This is a genomic window from Kitasatospora sp. NPDC051702, assembly GCF_040681575.1.
Classification (GTDB): Bacteria; Actinomycetota; Actinomycetes; order Streptomycetales; family Streptomycetaceae; genus Kitasatospora.
Genome location: NZ_JBFAZB010000010.1, coordinates 174,487 through 193,604, shown reverse-complemented (window position 1 = coordinate 193,604; position 19,118 = coordinate 174,487). Strand labels below are relative to the sequence as shown.

General features: G+C 72.0%; 21 protein-coding genes and 1 pseudogene. 7 read left to right on the top strand and 15 right to left on the bottom strand.

The window, feature by feature from the left end:
- The 4 genes and pseudogenes from AB0N04_RS12245 to AB0N04_RS12230 all read right to left on the bottom strand — a co-directional run.
- Positions 1-1,523: pseudogene (locus AB0N04_RS12245) on the bottom strand (hypothetical protein); the annotation flags it as partial.
- A gap of 286 nt (positions 1,524-1,809) precedes the next feature.
- The gene (gene aspS, locus AB0N04_RS12240) at positions 1,810-3,090 is read right to left on the bottom strand and encodes an aspartate--tRNA(Asn) ligase (protein ID WP_360219610.1); all 1,281 of its coding nucleotides are present in this window, start codon (positions 3,088-3,090) and stop codon (positions 1,810-1,812) included.
- A 295-nt stretch (positions 3,091-3,385) separates the two neighbouring features.
- Positions 3,386-3,586: a DUF397 domain-containing protein gene (locus tag AB0N04_RS12235; protein ID WP_360219607.1), complete on the bottom strand. Its 201-nt coding sequence runs from the start codon at positions 3,584-3,586 to the stop codon at positions 3,386-3,388.
- Between the two features lie 10 nt (positions 3,587-3,596).
- On the bottom strand, positions 3,597-4,487 hold the full coding sequence (locus tag AB0N04_RS12230) for a helix-turn-helix transcriptional regulator (protein ID WP_360219604.1): 891 nt from the start codon (positions 4,485-4,487) through the stop codon (positions 3,597-3,599).
- A 233-nt stretch (positions 4,488-4,720) separates the two neighbouring features.
- Between AB0N04_RS12230 and AB0N04_RS12225 the strand changes: the two genes are divergently transcribed.
- The 5 genes from AB0N04_RS12225 to AB0N04_RS12205 all read left to right on the top strand — a co-directional run bounded on the left by AB0N04_RS12225 (position 4,721) and on the right by AB0N04_RS12205 (position 6,389).
- Positions 4,721-5,092 (top strand): ATP-binding protein, encoded by a 372-nt coding sequence (locus AB0N04_RS12225; protein WP_360219601.1) that lies wholly within the window; start codon positions 4,721-4,723, stop codon positions 5,090-5,092.
- Positions 5,092-5,352, top strand: a complete 261-nt coding sequence (locus AB0N04_RS12220) for a hypothetical protein (RefSeq protein WP_360219598.1) — start codon at positions 5,092-5,094, stop codon at positions 5,350-5,352. Before AB0N04_RS12225 ends, AB0N04_RS12220 begins: the two co-directional genes overlap by 1 nt.
- Complete coding sequence (locus AB0N04_RS12215; protein WP_360219595.1) at positions 5,340-5,462, top strand: hypothetical protein; 123 nt, start codon at positions 5,340-5,342, stop codon at positions 5,460-5,462. Before AB0N04_RS12220 ends, AB0N04_RS12215 begins: the two co-directional genes overlap by 13 nt.
- 74 nt (positions 5,463-5,536) lie before the next feature.
- Positions 5,537-5,854, top strand: coding sequence for a hypothetical protein (locus AB0N04_RS12210; RefSeq protein ID WP_360219592.1), 318 nt, complete (start codon positions 5,537-5,539; stop codon positions 5,852-5,854).
- A 349-nt stretch (positions 5,855-6,203) separates the two neighbouring features.
- Positions 6,204-6,389 carry a PspC domain-containing protein gene (locus AB0N04_RS12205; RefSeq protein ID WP_360219589.1) on the top strand — a complete coding sequence of 62 codons (186 nt, stop codon included), beginning with the start codon at positions 6,204-6,206 and terminating at the stop codon, positions 6,387-6,389.
- Positions 6,390-6,527: 138 nt separating this feature from the next.
- Here the strand turns inward: AB0N04_RS12205 and AB0N04_RS12200 are convergent, their stop codons facing one another.
- The 3 genes from AB0N04_RS12200 to AB0N04_RS12190 all read right to left on the bottom strand — a co-directional run bounded on the left by AB0N04_RS12200 (position 6,528) and on the right by AB0N04_RS12190 (position 9,396).
- Entirely contained in the window at positions 6,528-6,890 is a 363-nt protein-coding gene (locus AB0N04_RS12200; protein WP_360219586.1) for an ATP-binding protein, read from the bottom strand.
- 216 nt (positions 6,891-7,106) lie between these two features.
- Positions 7,107-8,261, bottom strand: coding sequence for an adenosine deaminase (locus tag AB0N04_RS12195; protein ID WP_360219583.1), 1,155 nt, complete (start codon positions 8,259-8,261; stop codon positions 7,107-7,109).
- 166 nt (positions 8,262-8,427) lie between these two features.
- Positions 8,428-9,396 (bottom strand): LysR family transcriptional regulator, encoded by a 969-nt coding sequence (locus AB0N04_RS12190; RefSeq protein WP_360219580.1) that lies wholly within the window; start codon positions 9,394-9,396, stop codon positions 8,428-8,430.
- 91 nt (positions 9,397-9,487) lie between these two features.
- Here AB0N04_RS12190 and AB0N04_RS12185 point away from each other — a divergent pair, with 91 nt between their 5' ends.
- Together AB0N04_RS12185 and AB0N04_RS12180 are read left to right on the top strand one after the other, a co-directional pair.
- Entirely contained in the window at positions 9,488-10,822 is a 1,335-nt protein-coding gene (locus AB0N04_RS12185) for an MFS transporter (RefSeq protein ID WP_360219577.1), read from the top strand.
- 26 nt (positions 10,823-10,848) lie between these two features.
- Positions 10,849-11,028, top strand: coding sequence for a hypothetical protein (locus tag AB0N04_RS12180; protein ID WP_360219575.1), 180 nt, complete (start codon positions 10,849-10,851; stop codon positions 11,026-11,028).
- Between the two features lie 37 nt (positions 11,029-11,065).
- Here the strand turns inward: AB0N04_RS12180 and AB0N04_RS12175 are convergent, their stop codons facing one another.
- The 8 genes from AB0N04_RS12175 to AB0N04_RS12140 form a co-directional block, all read right to left on the bottom strand.
- Positions 11,066-11,404, bottom strand: a complete 339-nt coding sequence (locus tag AB0N04_RS12175) for a helix-turn-helix transcriptional regulator (RefSeq protein WP_360219573.1) — start codon at positions 11,402-11,404, stop codon at positions 11,066-11,068.
- Positions 11,404-11,784 carry a type II toxin-antitoxin system RelE/ParE family toxin gene (locus AB0N04_RS12170; RefSeq protein ID WP_360219570.1) on the bottom strand — a complete coding sequence of 127 codons (381 nt, stop codon included), beginning with the start codon at positions 11,782-11,784 and terminating at the stop codon, positions 11,404-11,406. Before AB0N04_RS12170 ends, AB0N04_RS12175 begins: the two co-directional genes overlap by 1 nt.
- Positions 11,785-11,830: 46 nt before the next feature.
- The gene (locus AB0N04_RS12165) at positions 11,831-13,108 is read right to left on the bottom strand and encodes a thymidine phosphorylase (RefSeq protein WP_360219567.1); all 1,278 of its coding nucleotides are present in this window, start codon (positions 13,106-13,108) and stop codon (positions 11,831-11,833) included.
- A gap of 112 nt (positions 13,109-13,220) precedes the next feature.
- Entirely contained in the window at positions 13,221-13,610 is a 390-nt protein-coding gene (locus AB0N04_RS12160; protein WP_360219564.1) for a cytidine deaminase, read from the bottom strand.
- A gap of 11 nt (positions 13,611-13,621) precedes the next feature.
- Positions 13,622-14,887 carry an ABC transporter permease gene (locus tag AB0N04_RS12155; RefSeq protein WP_360219561.1) on the bottom strand — a complete coding sequence of 422 codons (1,266 nt, stop codon included), beginning with the start codon at positions 14,885-14,887 and terminating at the stop codon, positions 13,622-13,624.
- The gene (locus AB0N04_RS12150; RefSeq protein ID WP_360219558.1) at positions 14,884-16,047 is read right to left on the bottom strand and encodes an ABC transporter permease; all 1,164 of its coding nucleotides are present in this window, start codon (positions 16,045-16,047) and stop codon (positions 14,884-14,886) included. Before AB0N04_RS12150 ends, AB0N04_RS12155 begins: the two co-directional genes overlap by 4 nt.
- Positions 16,048-16,051: 4 nt before the next feature.
- Positions 16,052-17,710 (bottom strand): ABC transporter ATP-binding protein, encoded by a 1,659-nt coding sequence (locus AB0N04_RS12145; RefSeq protein WP_360219622.1) that lies wholly within the window; start codon positions 17,708-17,710, stop codon positions 16,052-16,054.
- A gap of 210 nt (positions 17,711-17,920) precedes the next feature.
- The gene (locus tag AB0N04_RS12140) at positions 17,921-18,979 is read right to left on the bottom strand and encodes a BMP family ABC transporter substrate-binding protein (protein ID WP_360219555.1); all 1,059 of its coding nucleotides are present in this window, start codon (positions 18,977-18,979) and stop codon (positions 17,921-17,923) included.
- Between the last annotated feature and the right edge of the window lie 139 nt (positions 18,980-19,118).

Sequence of the window (19,118 nt, the reverse complement as noted above, 5' to 3'; positions counted from 1 at the left end):
TGGGTAGGCCCCGCGTGCAGGGAAATGGGGCCGCCCGGGTGCGGTGGCATAGGCTCGGACGGGTGGACCGCAAAGACTTCTCCAACCCGGCGTTCCAGACCGACGCCCGCGCGGTGCGCACCCTTGCGGCGGTGTGCCACCAGGGTGCCCAGGCCGAGGACGATCGCGGTGGCACCGGTGATGGCCATCGGGGCGGAGGAGGGGCCGCCACCGGTGGAGGCCAGCCGGTCGTCCGTCGCCACGATCGGGGCGGGCGCGGCCGGGGCCGCGGCGACGACCCGCGGCGCGTCGTCGGCGACCGGGCTGGGCACCGCGGTGGTGGCCTGGGCCACCGGCAGGACCGGCACGGCGGCCTGGGCGGCCGGGACGCTCGGCGGGACGGCCGGCAAGGTCGGGGCGGGCGCCGCGCCGGCGGGGCTGGTGGCGGGGGCCGGAGTCCCGGTGCCGCCCGCCGGAGCCTCGATCGCGAAGTCGATCCGGGGGCTGGTGGTCCCGTTCTGGGTCTCGCCGGGGCCGGGCAGGCTGCCGCCGTTGACCGTGACCGACTCGGCGCCGGCCGGGGTGTCCCGGGTGAAGGCCAGCCGGACGTTGACCGTCCGGGTCTCGCCCTTGGGGACGGTGACGGCGTCGGCGTCCTGGTTCCCGGTCCGCAGCCACACGGCCAGCTGGGTGCCGGGGATCTCCCACTCCTCGGGTGTGCCGGGCAGCCACCGGCCGTCCTGGGTCTGGAACTCCAGCCGGACCGAGGAGGCCCGGACGACGTTCTGCCCCTGCAGCACGATCCACGGGAGCACCCGCAGGTCCTTGCCGGTGCGGTTGGCGAGGACCAGCCGGAACGGCTTGGCCGGGCCGCCCGCGGTGAAGGTGGCCGGCACGCCCTCGACGGCGAGGTCGGCCAGCCCGGCCGGGGTCGGCCGCGTGGTCGGGTTGGCGTCCACCACGGTGAAGTTGGGGGTGCCGCCGTTGGCGAACGTGGTGCGCTGGTCCACCGGCAGGGTCGGGTCGGTCACCTTCGCGCCGAGGCCGCCCGCGGCACGGCCCGGGTGGGCGTCGGCGCCGAGGGTGAGCCGCAGCCGGTAGTCGGCCGAGGCGCCGGCCGCCAGGTGCAGCGGCGCAGCGGTGCCGTCCAGCTCCCACGAGGCGCCGGGGGCCTGGCCGCCGGTCGGCCGGGCGTCCTGCCACGACGATCCGCCGGGGCGCTGGAACTCCAGCTTGAGCTGGGACTGCTGGAGGCCGCCGTCGACGCCGGAGAAGCTGACGGCGGTCTCGGCGTCGACCGCGTGGTCGGCGGTGTTCCTGAGAGTGGCGGTGAACTCGACGGCGGTCCCGGTCCGGACGGTCTCGGGGAAGCCGTTCACCGTGACCTGGACCGGGGAGGCCTTGCCGTGCGGGCCCGGGTCGGCCGTGGGGGTCGCGGTGGCGACGGGCGCCGCGGACGCGGCGGGTGCGGAGGCCAGCGCCAGACCGGAGACCAGGGTGGCAGCGGCGGCGGCGGCGAGGAGTCTGCGGGGCTGGTTGCGCAATGGAACCTCACGGAGGAATTCGGGCTGATCCCGACAAGCGTGTGAAATCACAGGAAGGGAGGGGCCGTTTCCACGCCGTGAAGGCGCCGCCGGTCCTGCCCCCCAACCACCAGCGTCGGCGGAATCATATCGGGGTGGTCCGACCACTCCGCCACAGGGTTTCGGCCGGCCGGTGTCGGGTGGGGGAACAGTGTTTCCGCCCGCGCTCGGCCCGGTGTGGGGCACCGGTCGAGCCGGTGGCCCGACCGGTGCCGTCAGGGTGTCGGGGTGTCGGGGCGCGCGGGCGTCAGGGTGTCAGGCGGTGCACGTCGCGCGGGAAGAGCGCGGTGCGGCGGACGTTGTCCGCCCCGGTGAGCCGGGCCGTCCAGCGCTCCAGGCCGAGCGCGAACCCGCCGTGCGGCGGCATGCCGTGCGCGAAGGACCGCAGGTAGCCCGCGTACGGTCCGACCGGCTCGCCCCGCGCCGCCAGCGCCGCCAGGTAGTCCTCGTGCCGGTGCAGCCGCTGCCCGCCGGTGACCAGTTCGAGCCCCCGGAAGAGCAGGTCGAAGCTGTTGGAGTACTCCGGGCGGCCCGGCTCGGGGTGGGTGTAGAACGGCCGCTTGCGCATCGGGTAGCCGACCACGAACAGGAACTCGCTGCCGTGCTCGCGCAGCGCCCACGCGCTCAGCCACCGCTCGTGCGCCGGGGAGAGGTCCGGCTCGTCGACGCCCAGCATCCGCATCGCCTCGGCGAAGTGCAGCTGCGGGATCTCCGCCGGCACCTCGGGCAGGCGCACCTCCAGCAGCTCGACGGAGGAGGCGGCCCGGGCGGCGACGGAGGCGACCATCCCGGCCAGCACCTCGCGCAGCACCGCCATCACCTCCCGGTGGTCGGCGATGAAGCCGAGCTCCGCGTCGAGGCTGGTGTACTGCGCCAAGTGGCGGGCGGTGTCGTGCGGTTCGGCCCGGAACACCGGCCCGGTCTCGTAGACCCGCTCGAACACCCCGACCATCGCCTGCTTGAAGAACTGCGGCGACTGCGCCAGGTAGGCGGGGCGGCCGAACCAGTCGAGTGCGAAGACCTCCGCGCCGGACTCGGTGGCCGAGGACACCACCTTGGGCGTGTGGATCTCGGTGAAGCCCAGGCCGTCGAGGGCGGCGCGGAACCCGGCGACGGACGCCGCCGAGATCCGGTGCGGCGCGGACAGCCGGGGGTGGCGCAGGGTGACCGGCGCACCGTCCAGGACGACCGGCAGCGCGGCCTCCACGGTGGGCCGGAAGAGGCTGAACGGCGGCGCCTCGGCGAGGCTGGAGAGCACCTCGACCGCCGGGGAGGTCAGCTCGACGCCGTTCGGCGCCTGGGGGTTGGCCGTGACCGTGCCGCGGATCCGCAGCACGGTCTCCTCCGGCAGGTTCGCGGCGGCGGCCGGGGCGACCACCTGGGCCAGGCCGGAGCGGTCCCGGAGGACGAGGAAGGTGACGGACTTCAGGGCCCGGCGGCGGTGCAGCCAGCCGGAGAGTTCAACGGTCTCGCCGACGTGGCCGGGTAGTTCGGCGGCCAGGACACGGGCGGTCGTCGGGTGGATCATCGCGGCCCTCCACGGGGCGTCGTGGTGATCCCTTGGGAGTGCGGGCGAGAAGGGGACTCGCGGTGCCACCGCACTTTCGCCGCCGCCGCAGGGGCGGCGGCCTCGTCGTGGCCCGGTGACGGGGGCCGGCCGGCGGGGCATTTCCTCCCCGCGCTCAGGAGTGTCTTCCCTCCGGGGCGTGAGGCCGCCTTCACAGCGATCGGCGGCTCTCTCGGCTCACGGTTCCCGGAGGTACTCGGCTCCCTCGAAGCGTTGGAGAGGAGGCTAGGTCGGGGAGGCGGGCCCCGCAAGCGAGTTAGATCAGGTGGTCGAACTCCCCGGCCTTGACCCCGAGGATGAAGGCCCGGAGCTTGGCGGCATCGGTCGTGACGATGACGCCCCGGTCATCCGACTCCCGCAGATGGCGCAGGTCTCCGGTGCCAGACGCGACTTCGAGGCAATTGTCGGCACCGTCCGCGTCACTGAATGACGACTTCTGCCAAGAGAGGTGGGACATCGGATCCCTTTCAGGTCTGGAGCATGTAGAGAAGATGCTGGATGATTCCCCACGAGTCACGGGAGTGGAGCTTACGCAAGGACGCACCGCCATCCACGGCGGGGAGCGCAAGGTCGCGCAACTGCTGGAACTTCTCATGGTAGGCCGCGATGTCGGACGGATCACCAAAGTGTTCAGCGCGCCTGGGCCCAGAGATCACGATCGTGGCCAGATCCATGCAGCCCGGGTCACAGAACAGGAACGAGGATGAGAGCGGCGCATGCCTTGGGGCTGTGAACGGCAGCACCTGGATGGTGACGTTGGGGAGCTGCGCCATCTCGACCAGGTGCAGTAGCTGGGCCCTCAGAACGGCATCACCGGAGAACCGCATCCGCAGCGCGGCCTCGTGAATCACGAAGCGGAACGTTCGCCGCTTGCCGTCAGTAAGAATCTGCTGCCGTTCCATGCGGAACCGGACTGCGGTATCCACGTCCCAGCGGGCGTTTCGATAGGAATCCTGGTAGATGGCCTCCGTATAGGCCGGCAACTGGAGGAGCCCCGGAATGTACAGCGTGTCGTAGCTGTCCAGATGGACAGTCCGATCCTCCAGCTCCGCCAGATCGAGGGCAAGGTCCGGCACCTGCCCCTCGAACTCCGTCCACCAACCCTTGCCGGTGCTGCGGCCCATCTCCGCAAGCGTCGCGCGATAGGCGGGATCGGTGCAGCCGTACGCATCGAGCCAGCTCTCGAGACGCTCGGGATTGAGCGTGATCCGACCGGCTTCGGTGTGGCTCACCGCCGGTCCCTTCATGCCGACCAGCGCGCCGGCCTCCGGCGCGGACAATCCCGCCGCCGCACGCAAGCGTTGCAGCTCTTCACCAAAGCGGCGCTGTCGCTGGCTGATCGGGCCCTTGTACCCCACGACTGTCCTTTCCTGTCCACCTGTGCGACGCCACACACCAACGAGTGACGGCAGTCTAGGAGGTCTCGCGGATCGGCTTGCAACATTGCCAACCTCACCCCTACTCTCAGTGTTGCACCGATCACATGACGGAGCGTCAGTAATGCCGTTCCAGGCGCCGCAGAGCAGCCTCGCCCGGCCTGGCTCACGGTCACGCTTCGCCTGAACTCACTCTCCTCTCCCGGAGGTTCTCCGTGCGTGCCTTCACCTCGCCCGAACCCCCCGACTGGTCCGCCGCCCGCGAGGAGCTGCGCGACCTGCTCTCCTCCTCCGGCTGGCCGCCGGACGTCATCTTCGACGCCGAACTCGCCCTACACGAGCTCTTCGTGAACGCCTGGAAGCACGGCGGCAGCCCGGCTCCCCTGGTCGTCCTCGCCCTGCTCGACAAGCGCCTTCGCGTCTCGGTCTGCGACGGCAGCCCGGACCTCCCCGAGCAGCGCGACTCCGCCGACCCGTACGAACTCTCCGGCCGGGGGCTCCAGTTGGTCCGCTCCCTGACCCACCGCTTCGGCGCCGACGTCCGCACCCGGGGCAAGTCCATCTGGTTCGAGCTGGAGGCCGCCTGATGCCCGTCCACCGCCGCCCGATGAAGCCGACCGATCCGCGCGTCCGCTTCTACACCGAGGCCCACGCGAGGGCCCTCATCGCCGAACTCGACGAGCGCGGCCGCCGGTTCGGCCTGGTCTGGCCGTCCGCCACCACCGACCGCACCCTCGACGGCCGTGTGCTCGTCCGCTTCGGCACCGCGCCCGTGACCACGCTGCTCAACCTCCTGACCCTCCTGCTCGACGCCGAGCGCACCGGCGACGACCCGTGCGCTTCCTGATCGCCACGGCCTTCGCCGTCCTCCTCGCCCTCGCGATCGCCACGGTCGCCCTCGGCGTCGTCACGGCCCTCAACGTCGCCAGGCCCGGCGACGAGGACGAGTCCGCCTGACCGCCCCATCCCCTGCCCTCTCCCCGGGCGGCCTCCGCCCCGGCCGCCTCTCCCCCTCCCCGAAGGGCCCCGTCATGCCCGAACCCCAGCCGTGCCCGCTCCGCAACGCCCTCGCCGCGACGCACTACGCGGTCGCCGCCGCCTTCCGCGACTACGCCCCGACCGCCGGCGTCCCCGCCGTGCCGGACGACTTCGACTGGCCGCGGCTCGAAGCCTTCGTGCACCGCCTCGGATTCGAGGCGGACCACTCCGTCGTCGCCCTCGACCTCTACCGCCTGCTCACGGCCGTCCAGCGGATCGCCTACCGCGAGGCCGCCGGCCGCAACACCGCCTGGCCCGCCACCCGCCTCAACCCCGCCCCCGGACCGGCCCCCGGACCGCCCACCCCGTGACCCCCGCAGGGCGGGTGCGAGCTCAGCGCGGAAAGTCGGCCCGTCCGACGTCCTGCTCCACCCGCTCTCCGATTGCACCCTTGTCACCCGACCCCGGCGGGCGCCGACCCCGCCCTCCCGGCGCACGGGAAGTCGGCCGGACCGACGTCCCACGCCCACCGTCACCCGACCAGGCCACCCCCCTCCGGGTGGACCCTGAGCTGAACCCCGATGTCCGGCTACGCCTCCCCGGTGATCCGGCGGGGTACCGAATCGACTGCCAGGTGGACGCGATCGGGCCTGCGGGCAAGGAGAGTTGGAGTACGCCCGCCGGACCGCCCGGACCGGACGCCACCTCACGGAGCACACCATGAGCGCCCGCCTCGCCCGCCCCCGCCACAACCGCGTCATCGCCGGCGTCTGCGCCGGGATCGCCGAGCGCTTCGGCGTGACGCCGTGGACCGTCCGGCTGATCTTCCTGATCTCGATCATCCTGCCGGGGCTGCAGTGCCTGGTCTACCTGGCCCTCTGGATCCTGCTCCCCCAGGAGCCGTGACACCGGGGCCGCAACGCACGGAACCCGTGAAACCGGGACCGTGACCCCCGGGAGCCGCGCCGGCGGCCCCGGACGGCGACGGGCCGCCCGCCCCGGGATCACCGGGGCGGGCGGCCCGTCGCCGTACCGGCGGTTCGGTCAGCCGGTCAGGCCCGGCAGCGGCAGGGTGTTGGTCAGCCCGCCGATGGGGGTCTTGTCGACGCCCGGGATGGTCGGGACCGCGCCGCGGTTGGTCACGCCCGCGACGGGCGCCTCGGCGGCCGGGGCGGCCTGGCCCGCGGTCGGGGCGAGGGTGCCGAGCGTGCCGGTGACCTTGTCGCCGCCGGGCAGCTTGGACGCCGTGTCGGCGACCGCGCCGGTCACCGCGGGGTTCGTCAGGGTGCTGGTGGGCAGCCCGACACCGCCGGGCGCGGGTGCGTCGGCGGACGCGGTGCCGGCGCCCACCGCCGCGATCGCGATGCCGAGCGCCGCGGTGCCGGCGGCCTTCAGAGCCTGCTTCATGGTTCTACCCCTTGGGTCCTCGTCGGTGGCCGACGGCGCGCACGATCGCCGGAGGGCGACCGCCACCACGGCTCGTCAGCAATGACTGGCACACCGTAGTGAGCGGGTCGCGTCAGGACCAAAGGGCGTTCACTCAGCCGAGTGAGTCGTCGGATGAACACCAACTCCCGTTCGAAGCACTGGTGTTCACCCGACGACCGGGTCCGTCCGGACCGTTCAGCCGGCGACGCCGGCGCTGAACAGCCACTCGGCCTTGAGCTCGGCGTACCCCGGCTTGATCACGTCGTTGATCATCGCCAGGCGCTCGTCGAACGGCAGGAACGCCGACTTCATCGCGTTCACCGTGAACCACTCCATGTCCCCCAGCGTGTAGCCGAAGGCCTCGACCAGGTGGCCGAACTCCCGGCTCATGCTGGTGCCGCTCATCAGGCGGTTGTCGGTGTTCACGGTGACCCGGAACTTCAGCCGGCTGAGCAGACCGATCGGGTGCTCGGCGTACGAGGTCGCGGCCGCGGTCTGCAGGTTGGAGGTGGGGCACATCTCCAGCGGGATGCGCTTGTCGCGCACGTACGCGGCCAGCCGACCGAGCTGGACGCTGCCGTCCTCGCCCACCGTGATGTCGTCGACGATCCGCACGCCGTGGCCGAGCCGGTCGGCGCCGCAGCACTGCAGGGCCTCCCAGATCGACGGCAGGCCGAAGGCCTCGCCCGCGTGGATGGTGAAGTGGTTGTTCTCGCCCTTGAGGTAGTCGAAGGCGGCCTGGTGGCGGGTCGGCGGGTGGCCCGCCTCGGCGCCGGCGATGTCGAAGCCGACGACGCCCTGGTCGCGGTGGCGGTTGGCCAGCTCGGCGATCTCGGTGGAGCGGGCGGCGTGCCGCATCGCGGTCAGCAGGGTGCCGACGCGGATCCGGTGGCCGGCTGCGCGGGCGTTGGCCTCGCCGAGCCGGAAGCCCTCGTTGACGGCCTCGACGACCTCGTCCAGGGAGAGGCCGGCCTCCAGGTGCTGCTCGGGGGCGTAGCGGACCTCGGCGTAGACGACGCCGTCGGCGGCCAGGTCCTCGGCGCAGTCGGCGGCGACCTTGATCAGGGCCTCACGGGTCTGCATCACGGCGCAGGTGTGCGCGAAGGTCTCCAGGTAGCGGACCAGCGAGCCGGAGTCGGCCGCCTCGCGGAACCACTCGCCGAGCTCCTTGGGGTCGGTGGTGGGGAGTCCTTCGTAGCCGACCGCGGCGGCCAGCTCGACGACCGTCTCCGGGCGCAGCCCGCCGTCGAGGTGGTCGTGCAGCAGCACCTTCGGCGCGCGGCGGATCTGGTCGGGGGTGGGGATGCGCGGGCCGGTGCCCGCGGCGGTGACAGGGATCTGCTTCTCCATTGCGGAAATATAGCCCCTACGCGCGTAGACCCACCACCGCCAACACGGCCGGTTCGGCGAAAGTCCACCCGGAATTCCACCGCACGGGCCAGCCCGACACCTCCGGGCCAGCCCCCCCTGACCTGTGACCCGGCCGGCGACCCGCCGGCGACCCGTCGGCCGCCGGTCAGTCGTGCTGCAGCAGGCGGCCCCGCCGCGACAGCACGAAGTCCCGGAACGCCGCCGCCGGCGGGGTCAGCGGCCGCCCCGTCGCCCAGGCCAGCCCGATCGCCCGCCGGGTGCGCGGCGCCGTCACCTCCAGCTCCACCACCCCCGGCCGCGGCACCAGCGCCGGCGGCAGCAGCGCCACCCCCAGCCCGGCCGCCACCAGCCCGCGCAGCGTCTCGGTCTCCTCGCCCTCGAAGGCCAGCCTCGGCACGAACCCGGCCTCGGCGCAGAACCCGTCCGTGATCGCGCGCATCCCGTAGCCCGGCTCCAGCCCGACGAAGGTCTCGTCGGCCACCTCCGCCAGCCGGATCCGCCGCCGCCCGGCCAGCCGGTGGTCCACCGGGACGACCAGGTGCAGCCGCTGCTCGTCCAGCCCGCGGGCCGTGAAAGCCGGGTCCTCCGGGAGCGGCGCGACCAGGCAGAGGTCCAGCTCCCCGGCCCGCAGCCGTTCCAGCATCGCCGCGCCGTAGTCCTGCACCAGCTGGAACCGGACCTGCGGGTGCGCCGCCCGGAACCCGCCCAGCAGCGCCGGCACCGTGTCCGCCCCCATCGTGTGCAGGAACCCGAACGCGACCCGCCCGACCTCCGGATCCGCCTCCGCCCGCGCGGCCTCCGCCCCGCGCTCCACCTCCGCCAGCGCCCGCTCCACCGAGGCCAGCAGCAGCCGGCCGGCCCTGGTCAGCCGGACCGTCCGCCCCTGCCGGGCGAGCAGACCGACCCCCAGCTCCTCCTCCAGCCGGGCCACCGCCCGCGACAGCGTCGGCTGCGGCACCCCGAGCAGCGCAGCCGCCTGCGTCACGTGCTCCAGCCGGGCCACCGCGGCGAACTGCGCCAGCCGGGGCGCCAGCAGCACCGCCGGCTCGTCAGGCCCCAGCTCCGCCGCCCGGTACCGCGCCTCCGTGCCGTCCGGCAGCTCCGCCCCGGCCATCCCGCCACCACCTCGACTCATACGACAGTGCATCAATAATCCCCTGTTGATGCATTGGACGCATCAGCGCCGCGCGCCTAACGTCGACGACATGCAGCCCGCCGATACCAAGGCGTCCGTGGCCGTCCCGGATGCCCCCACCGCCGCCCCCGACCCCACCGCCGCGCCGGACGCCCCCACCGCCGTCCCGGACTCCCCCGGCACCGCCCCCGCACACGACGACCGCCACCGCCCCGGCCAGCGCTCCTTCCGCCGCGCCAACCTCGCCCTGTTCGCCGCCGGGATCGCGACCTTCGTCCTGCTCTACTCCACCCAGGGCCTGCTGCCGGTCCTCTCGGCCGACCTCGACCTCACCCCCGGACAGGCCAGCTGGACGGCCTCCGCCGCCACCCTCGGACTCGCCCTCGCCCTGCTCCCCGCCAGCGCCCTGTCCGACCGGTACGGCCGCACCGCCGTGATGACGGCCTCCACCCTCGCCGCCGCCGCCCTCGCCCTCGCCCTCCCGTTCGCGCCCGACCTCACCACCCTCGTCGTGCTGCGCGTCCTCCAGGGCGCCGCCCTCGCCGGCCTGCCCGCCACCGCGATGGCCTACCTCGCCGAGGAGGTCCACCCCAGCGCCCTGGCCTCCGCGATGGGCCTGTACGTGGCCGGCAACAGCATCGGCGGCATGGGCGGCCGGCTGCTCTCCGGCTGGACGGCCGCCGCCCTAGGCTGGCGCTGGGGCCTCGCCGCCTCCGCCGCACTGGCCCTGCTCGCCGTGCTCGCCTTCCGGCTGCTGATCCCCGCCGCCCGCCACTTCACCCCGGCCCCGGTGGACGCCCGCGCCCTCGCCCGCACCGTCGGCGGGCACCTGCGCAACCCGCTGCTGGTCCGGCTGTACCTGCTCGGACTGCTCTTCATGGCCGTGTTCGGCGCGGTCTACAACACCGTCGGCTACCGGCTGATCGGCGCGCCGTTCCACCTGCCGGAGTCCGTCGCCGCCTCGATCTTCGTCGTCTACCTGGTCGGCACCGGCACCTCCGCCGCCGCCGGCCGCCTCTCCGGCCGGCTCGGCCGCCGCGGCGCGCTCTACGTCTCGATCGGCGTGACGGCCGCCGGGCTGCTGCTCTCGCTCGCCGAGTCCCTGCTCTGCGCGCTGCTGGGCCTGGTGCTGATCACCGCCGGCTTCTTCGCCGGCCACGCCACCGCCTCCTCGGCGGTCGGCCGCACCGCCACCCGGGGCCGCGCCCAGGCCTCCGCGCTCTACCTGATCGCCTACTACCTGGGGAACAGCCTCGGCGGCACCGTCGGCGCCGACGCCTACCACGCCACCGGCTGGACCGGCGCCGCCGTCGTCGGCCTCGTCGCCATGACCCTCGCCGCCGGCGTCACCCTCCACGGCACCCGGCAGGCCCACACCGCCCGCCGAGCGGTCGCGAACGCCTGACGGCCACCGCGGATACGCTCCGGACCATGAGCACCGACCCCGCCGGGTACGCCCGGCTGCGTGAGATCGCGCGTCAGCTGCCGCAGGTGCCGGGAATAGGGAAGATCGAGATCGCCGACGGCGGGATCGTCGTGACGACGTCACCGGTGAAGCGTCACGAACTCGCCGCCATCCGCCTGGCGCGCGACAGTTCGGTGAGCCCTTGACACCAGCGTCCTGCGGACCTCCGCCTGAAGCGGCCCGTCAGGCCGCCGGCGGGTGGAAGCGGACGGCGGCCTCGACGTCGGGCGTGACGTGGATGTCGAGCTCGGACTCCAGCGCGGCCGCCAACCGCTGCAGCAGCGGAAGCGTGGGCACGGTGCCGGCTCCCTCGATGCGCTCGATTTCGTCCTCCGTCAGGTTGGCCCGACGGGCCACCTCCGCCTGCGACAGGCCGAGAGCAGTGCGGCGGTCGTAGAGCGCCTGCCCGAACGCCCAGGAGTAGTGGAACTCCAGCCGCTCCGCGGCGCTCTCCGGGCTCTCCTGGACATGCTCGCCCAGCAGCTCGCGCGTGCGGCGGGTCCGCCACTGAGAGTGGTTCACTACTGCTCTCCCTCCGAGACGATCCGGCTGAACTCCTCGTGCGCGGGTTCGTGTTCGGACTCGCAGATCTTCTGAGCCCACAGAGCCCGGGTGACCTCAGCAGTCTCGCGCATCCGCCTCTTGGTGAACACCGTCAGCAGAATGATCCGTCGCCCGGGCGCGAGCCAGTAGGTGATCCTCGTGGCCGCGCCCCCCAGATCGAAGCGAAGCTCGCGCACCAACCCGTCCAGGTGGCGCGAGTACGGCTCGCCGAGCGTCGTCGCACGATCGGCCAGAAGGTCGACGGCGCGCTCGGTCCTGCAATAGTGCAGCGGCGGAAGCGCGGCGAGCCACGTCCGGACTTCGGGTTCGATCTCGATGGAGAAGCGGTCGACTCCCATGTGCGGCAGCGTAGAGCACGCTGCCGCACAGGAAGTAATCGCATGACTACGCGATGCGGTCCAGCACGATCGGGTTCGGGGTGAACGCGGTGCCGGCCGGGGAGACCTCGATGCCGCCCTCCAGGGCCTCGACGGCGTAGGCGAAGCGCTCCGGGGTGTCGGTGTGCAGGGTCAGCAGGGGCTGACCGGCCACCACGGTGTCACCGGGCTTGGCGTGCATCTCGACGCCGGCGCCGGCCTGCACCGGGTCCTCCTTGCGGGCGCGGCCGGCGCCGAGGCGCCAGGCGCAGACGCCGACGGCGTAGGCGTCGAGGGTGGTGAGCACGCCGGAGGCGGGCGCGGGGATGACGTGCTGCTCGCGGGCGACCGGGAGCGGGGCGTCGACGTCGCCGCCCTGGGCGGCGATCATGCGGCGCCAGTGGTCCATCGCGGAGCCGTCGCGCAGCGCGTCGGCCGGGTCCTTGCCGTGCACGCCGGCCGCGGCGAGCATCTCGCGGGCGAGGGCGAGGGTGAGCTCGACGACGTCGGCCGGGCCGCCGCCGGCCAGCACCTCGACCGACTCGCGGACCTCCAGCGCGTTGCCGGCGGTGAGGCCGAGCGGGGTGGACATGTCGGTGAGCAGGGCGACGGTGTTGACGCCGGCGGTGGTGCCGAGGCCGACCATGGTGCGGGCCAGCTCGCGGGCGTCGTCCAGGTTCTTCATGAAGGCGCCGGAGCCGACCTTGACGTCCAGGACCAGCGCGCCGGTGCCCTCGGCGATCTTCTTGGACATGATGGAGGAGGCGATCAGCGGGATGGCCTCGACGGTGCCGGTGACGTCGCGCAGCGCGTAGAGCTTCTTGTCGGCGGGCGCCAGGCCGTCGCCGGCGGCGCAGATGACGGCTCCGGTGCCGCGCAGCACGTCGAGCATCTCCTCGTTGGAGAGCAGGGCGCGCCAGCCGGGGATGGACTCCAGCTTGTCGAGGGTGCCGCCGGTGTGGCCGAGGCCGCGGCCGGAGAGCTGCGGGACGGCGGCGCCGCAGGCGGCGACGAGCGGGGCCAGCGGGAGGGTGATCTTGTCGCCGACGCCGCCGGTGGAGTGCTTGTCGCTGGTGGGCTGCGCCAGCGAGGAGAAGTCCATCCGGACGCCGGAGCGGATCATGGCGTCGGTCCAGCGGCTGATCTCGCGCGACTTCATGCCGTTCAGCAGGATGGCCATGGCGAGCGCGGACATCTGCTCGTCGGCGACCTCGCCACGGGTGTAGGCGTCGATGACCCAGTCGATCTGAGCGTCGCTCAGCTCTCCGCGGTCGCGCTTGGTCCTGATGACGGAGATGGCGTCCATGCGTGCTCCAAGAGGGGGTTCAAAAGCGAAGAGTGTCGCGAGATGACCGGGTTACGGCCCACTCGCGACACTCTACGCGCGTAACAAATGCAGATGCTAGAGCCGCTCCGGCTTACAGGCGCTCCGGTCCGAACGCGTCGGGGAGGACCTCGCTCATCGGGCGCACGCCCGAGGGGAGCTCGATCAGCAGCTCCGGTCCGCCGTGCTCGTACAGCAGCTGGCGGCAGCGCCCGCACGGCATCAGCAGCTCGCCCGCGCCGTCGACGCAGGTGAAGGCCGTCAGCCGGCCGCCGCCCGAGGCGTGCAGCGCGGACACCAGCCCGCACTCGGCGCACAGCCCGAGCCCGTACGAGGCGTTCTCGACGTTGCAGCCGGTGACCAGCCGCCCGTCGTCCACCAGCGCGGCCGCGCCGACCGGGAACTTGCTGTACGGGGCGTACGCGTGGCCCATGGCCTCGCGCGCGGCCGCGCGCAGCCGCTCCCAGTCGACCGCGGGGCTCACCGGAGCCGCCGTCACTTGCCCTGGCCCTTGCGGTAGATCTGGCCGTCCGCCTTGGGCATCCGCAGGCGCTGCGAGGCCAGCGAGAGCACCACCAGGGTGATCACGTACGGCGTGGCGACGATCAGCGGGCGCTGGACCTCGTCGGTGAGCGCGTACCAGGCACCGAGGCCGCCCGCGATCACGATCGAGACCGCGGCGGAGGTGAACTTGCGCCGGTACAGCTGCCAGAGCGCGAGCAGGGCCATCGCGATGGAGACGGTCAGGATCAGGACGTGCACCGACTCCGGGTCGCGCAGCTGGAGGCTGTCGGTGAAGCCGAACAGGCCGGCGCCCATGGCGAGGCCGCCCGGCATCCAGTTGCCGAAGATCATCGCCGCGAGGCCGATGAAGCCGCGGCCGAGGGTCTGGCCGTCCTTGTAGAAGTGCGCCGCGACCAGCGAGAGGTACGCACCGCCGAGACCGGCGAAGGCACCGGAGGCGATGACCGCGAGGTACTTGTACTTGTAGACGTTGACGCCCAGCGACTCGGCGGCGGTCGGGTTCTCACCGCAGGAGCGCAGCCGAAGGCCGAACACCGTGCGCCAGAGCGCGAAGTAGCTGATCACGATCAGCGCGGCCGCCAGCACCACGACCACCGAGATGTTGGTGACCAGGCCGCCGAGCACCCCGGCGACGTCCGAGACGAAGAACCAGTGGTGGCCCTCGATGTCCTTCAGCCAGGAGGACAGGCCCGGGACGGTGATGTACGGCAGCGGATCCGCCGGCGGCGACTGGTTCGCACCGGCGCCGACCGAGATGTAGTCCTTGTAGTAGATCCGGTTGACGTACGCGCAGATGCCGGGGATCAGCAGGTTGATGCCGACGCCGGAGACGATGTGGTCGACGCCGAAGCTGACGGTGATCACCGCGTGCAGCAGACCGCCCAGCGCACCGCCGAGCATGCCGGCCAGCAGACCGACCCACGGGTTGTACAGGTAGCCCGCCCAGGCACCGCAGAAGGTGCCGGCGACCATCATGCCCTCGAGGCCGATGTTGACCACGCCGGCCCGCTCGGACCAGAGACCGCCCAGACCGGCCATGCCGATCGGCACGGCGGCGCTGAGCGCCGCGGTGACCTGCCCGGAGGAGGTCAGCGAGTGGTTGCCGGTGGCCATGCCCACGGCGGAGAACAGCACCAGGGCGCCCGCGATCAGCAGCAGCACGACCGGCCAGGAGAGCTTGCGCTTCTTGGCGGGGGCGCCGGGCGCCTTCGGACGAGCAGCGGTAGCCGTGCTCATGCGGACACCTCCTTCTTCTCAGTGGCCGCGAGCTGGGCGGCGAGCTGGGCGCCGACCTTCTGCTGCTGGCGCTTCAGGCTGTAGCGGCGCACCAGCTCGTACGCGACGACGACGCAGATGACGATGGTGCCCTGCATGACCTGGACGATCTCGAACGGGAAGGCCCCGTTCTTCGGCAGCGGCAGCTGGTTGCCGGTGGCGTCCAGGAAGGCGAACAGCAGGGCCGCGAAGGCCATGCCGATCGGGCTGTTCCGGCCGAGCAGGGCGACCGAGATGCCGAGGAAGCCGAGGCCCGGCTGGAAGGTCTGGCCGTAGAAGTACGAGTTCTGCAGCAGCTCGGGCATGCCGATCAGACCGGCCAGGCCGCCGGAGACCGCCATCGAGATGATGACCATGCGCTTGACGTTCACGCCGGACGCGGTGGCCGCCGACTCCGAGCGGCCGGTGGCGCGCAGGTCGAAGCCGAAGCGGGTGCGGGTCAGGGTGAACTGGAAGGCCACGCCGACCAGGACGGCGATGAAGAGGAAGCCCCAGAGCGGGCCGCCGGCCGTGTCGAACGAGAAGAAGTGGCTCGACTGCGAGATCGGCGCGGTCTGGATCGAGTTGCTGGTGCCGCTCTGCTCCGGGGCGAAGATGCCCGGGACGAGCAGCAGACCGACGATCGCGACGGCGATCGAGTTCAGCATGATGGTCGAGATGACCTCGCTGACGCCGCGGTAGACCTTCAGCAGACCGGCGATGCTGGCGTACAGACCGCCGACCAGCATGGCGGTGACCAGCAGCAGCGGGATCTGGATGATCGCCGGCAGGTCGACCTGGGCGCCGATGAAGGCCGCGAACAGCGCCGCGACCTTGTACTGGCCCTCGACGCCGATGTTGAACAGGTTCATCCGGAACCCGAACGCGGCGGCCGCGGCGGCCAGGTAGTAGGTGGTGGACCGGTTGAGGATCGCCACCTGGCCGTCCGACTTGGTGGCGTACGTGAGCATCACGTTCCACGCCTCGAACGGGTTCTTGCCCGAGGTCGCCAGCAGGACGGAACAGATCACCACGGAGAGCACGACCGCGAGCACCGGCGCCGCCAGTGCGAGCACGATCCGCTCACCGCTGATCCGCTGCGTCAGGCTGCGCTTGGCGGCAGGGGGGTTGGGACTGGTCATGTGGCTACTCCCCCGCCTCGGCGTCGCCGGCGGTGTCGGTGTGCGAGTGCTCGGCCTCGGTGCCCTCCGCCGCGGCGGCGTGCGCCTCGGCGACGGCGTCCGCGTCGGACTCGATGTGGCCGCTGGCGGCACCGGTCATCGCGGTGCCGAGGTCCTCGGCGGTGACGGTGGCCGGGTCGGCGTCGGCGACCAGGCGCCCGCGGTAGATGACCCGGATGGTGTCGGAGAGGCCGATCAGCTCGTCCAGGTCGGCGGAGATCAGCAGGACCGCCAGGCCCGCGCGCTGCGCGACCCGGATGTGCTCCCAGATCTGCGCCTGGGCGCCGACGTCCACACCGCGGGTGGGGTGCGCCGCGATCAGCAGCTTGGGCTGGTGGCTCATCTCGCGGCCGATGATCAGCTTCTGCTGGTTGCCGCCGGAGAGGGAGGCCGCGGTGACCTCGATGCCGGGGGTGCGGACGTCGTACTGCTCGACGATCCGCCAGGTGTCCTGCCGGGCGCCGGAGGGGTCGAGCAGGACGCCCTTGGAGTTGGGCTCCTCGGTGACGTGACCGAGGATCCGGTTCTCCCAGAGCGGGGCCTCCAGCAGCAGGCCGTGCCGGTGGCGGTCCTCGGGGATGTACCCGATGCCGGCCTCGCGGCGGGCGCGGGTGAGCGAACCCGAGAGGTCCTTGCCGTCCAGGGCGACGGTGCCGCCGTCCAGCGGCAGCATGCCCATGATGGCCTCGACCAGTTCGGCCTGGCCGTTGCCCTCGACACCGGCGATGCCGAGGATCTCGCCCTTGTGGATGCGCAGCGAGATGTCGTCGAGGACGACGCGCTCGATGCCCTCGGCGTCGGTCTTGGCGATCCGCAGGTCCTCGACGGCGAGCATCACGTCGGTGGTCACGGTCGACGCGCGGCTCTCCGGGGAGGGCAGCTCGGCGCCGACCATCAGCTCGGCGAGCTGGCGGGCGGTGACGGCCTTCGGGTCGGCGTCGCCGACGGTGGTGCCGCGCCGGATGACGCTGATCGCGTCGGCCACCGCCAGCACCTCGTGCAGCTTGTGCGAGATGAAGATGACGGTGACGCCCTCGGACTTCAGGTCGCGCAGGTTGTCGAACAGCGCGTCGACCTCCTGCGGGACCAGCACGGCCGTGGGCTCGTCGAGGATCAGGATCTTGGCGCCGCGGTACAGCACCTTGAGGATCTCGACGCGCTGGCGGTCCGCGACGCCGAGGTCCTCGACCAGGGCGTCCGGGCGCACGCCCAGGCCGTACTGGTCGGAGATCTCCCGGATCTTCGCCTTCGCCTTGGCGCCGATGCCGTGGATGTTCTCGCCGCCGAGGACGACGTTCTCCCACACGGTGAGGTTGTCGGCCAGCATGAAGTGCTGGTGCACCATGCCGATGCCGCGGGAGATGGCGTCGCCCGGGGTGTTGAACTCGCACTGCTCGCCGTTGATCGCGATGGTGCCCTCGTCCGGCTTCTGCATGCCGTAGAGGATCTTCATCAGCGTCGACTTGCCGGCGCCGTTCTCACCCATCAGGGCGTGCACGGTGCCGCTGCGGACGGTGAGGTTGATGTCGTGGTTGGCCACGACGCCGGGGAAGCGCTTGGTGATGCCGCGCAGTTCGACGGCCGGTGTCGCCGTCCCCGCGCTGGGGGTTCCGTCCTTGCGCAGGGGGACGGGGTCGGATGCGGTGATGGCGATCTCCTGGTGGTCTGGAGGCGCGTCGTTGCGCTGGGAGGGCCAAGGGTGAGGACGTGGGGACGGGACGGGGCCCGGGGGTACGCGTTCAGCGCACCCTGCCGGGCCCCTCCCGTTGTGCCGTGTCAATCATCGCGCTGCCGGGCAGGCGGCAGTCGCTACGTCGTCCGGGACGCGCGGGCCTTACTGGGCCGGGGCGGTCGGGACGGTGGTGGCGCCGGAGGTGATCGCCGTGGCGGCGGCCTTCAGCTTGTCCTGGATGTCGTCGATCTTGCCACCGGTGGTGGCCAGCGAGACACCGTTGGCCTTCAGGTCGAACAGCTTGACGCCGGTGAACGGCGCGCCCTTCTTGACCGACTCGATGTAGGAGAACACCGCGTTGTCGACGTTCTTGACCATCGAGGTCAGGATGCTGTTCTTGTACTTCGCCAGGGCCGGCTGGTTGGCCTGGTCGGAGTCGACACCGATGGCCAGGGCGCCCTGCTTGTTGGCGACGGCCTCGATGGCGCCGTTGCCGGAGGAGCCGGCGGCGGAGTAGATGACGTCCGCGCCCTTGTCGAGCTGGCCCTGCGCGGCCTCCTTGCCCTTGTCGGGCGAGTTGAAGCCGGAGAAGTCCGGGGGGGTGGTCAGGTAGGTGGTCTCGACCTGGATGTTCGGGTCGACGGACTTCACACCCGCCTTGTAACCGGCCTCGAACTTCTTGATCAGCTCGGACTGCACACCGCCGATGAAGCCGACGTGCTTGCTCTTCGACTTGTTCGCGGCGGCGACGCCGGCGAGGTAGGAACCCTCCTGCTCGGCGAAGACCAGCGACGTGACGTTGGACGGCTGGTCCTTGTCGTTCGAGTCGATGATCGCGAACTTGACGTCCGGGTTGTCCTTGGCGACCTTGTCGACCGCCTGCTGGTAGACGAAGCCGACCGCGATGATGGTCTTGTAGCCACCGTCGATCAGGTTCTTGAGGCGGGTCTCCTTGTCGGCCTCGGCCTCGCCGGTCTTGGCGTCGGCCTCGGTGACGGAGACGCCGAGCTCGGACTTGGCCTTGTCGAGACCGCGGGCGGCGGAGTCGTTGAAGGACTGGTCGCCACGGCCGCCGATGTCATAGGCCATACCGACCTTGAGCGAGCCGTCGGAGGAACCGGAGGAGGCGTTGTCAGTGCTCTTTGCGCCGCAAGCGGCGAGCGAGGCCATGCCCAGGGAACCCGAGAGCACAACCGCGGCGAGCTTCATTGAACGGCGCAAGGGAGTATCTCCTTCTCACACGCACCTGATTAGCGTGGTCGGACGCCACCGTAACGCGCGTAGAACACGGTTGTGTTACGGGCTGCCGGAGCATTCGGGTTGTTATCAAACCGTGGTCTCACGGTCGTCCCGAGGCCCT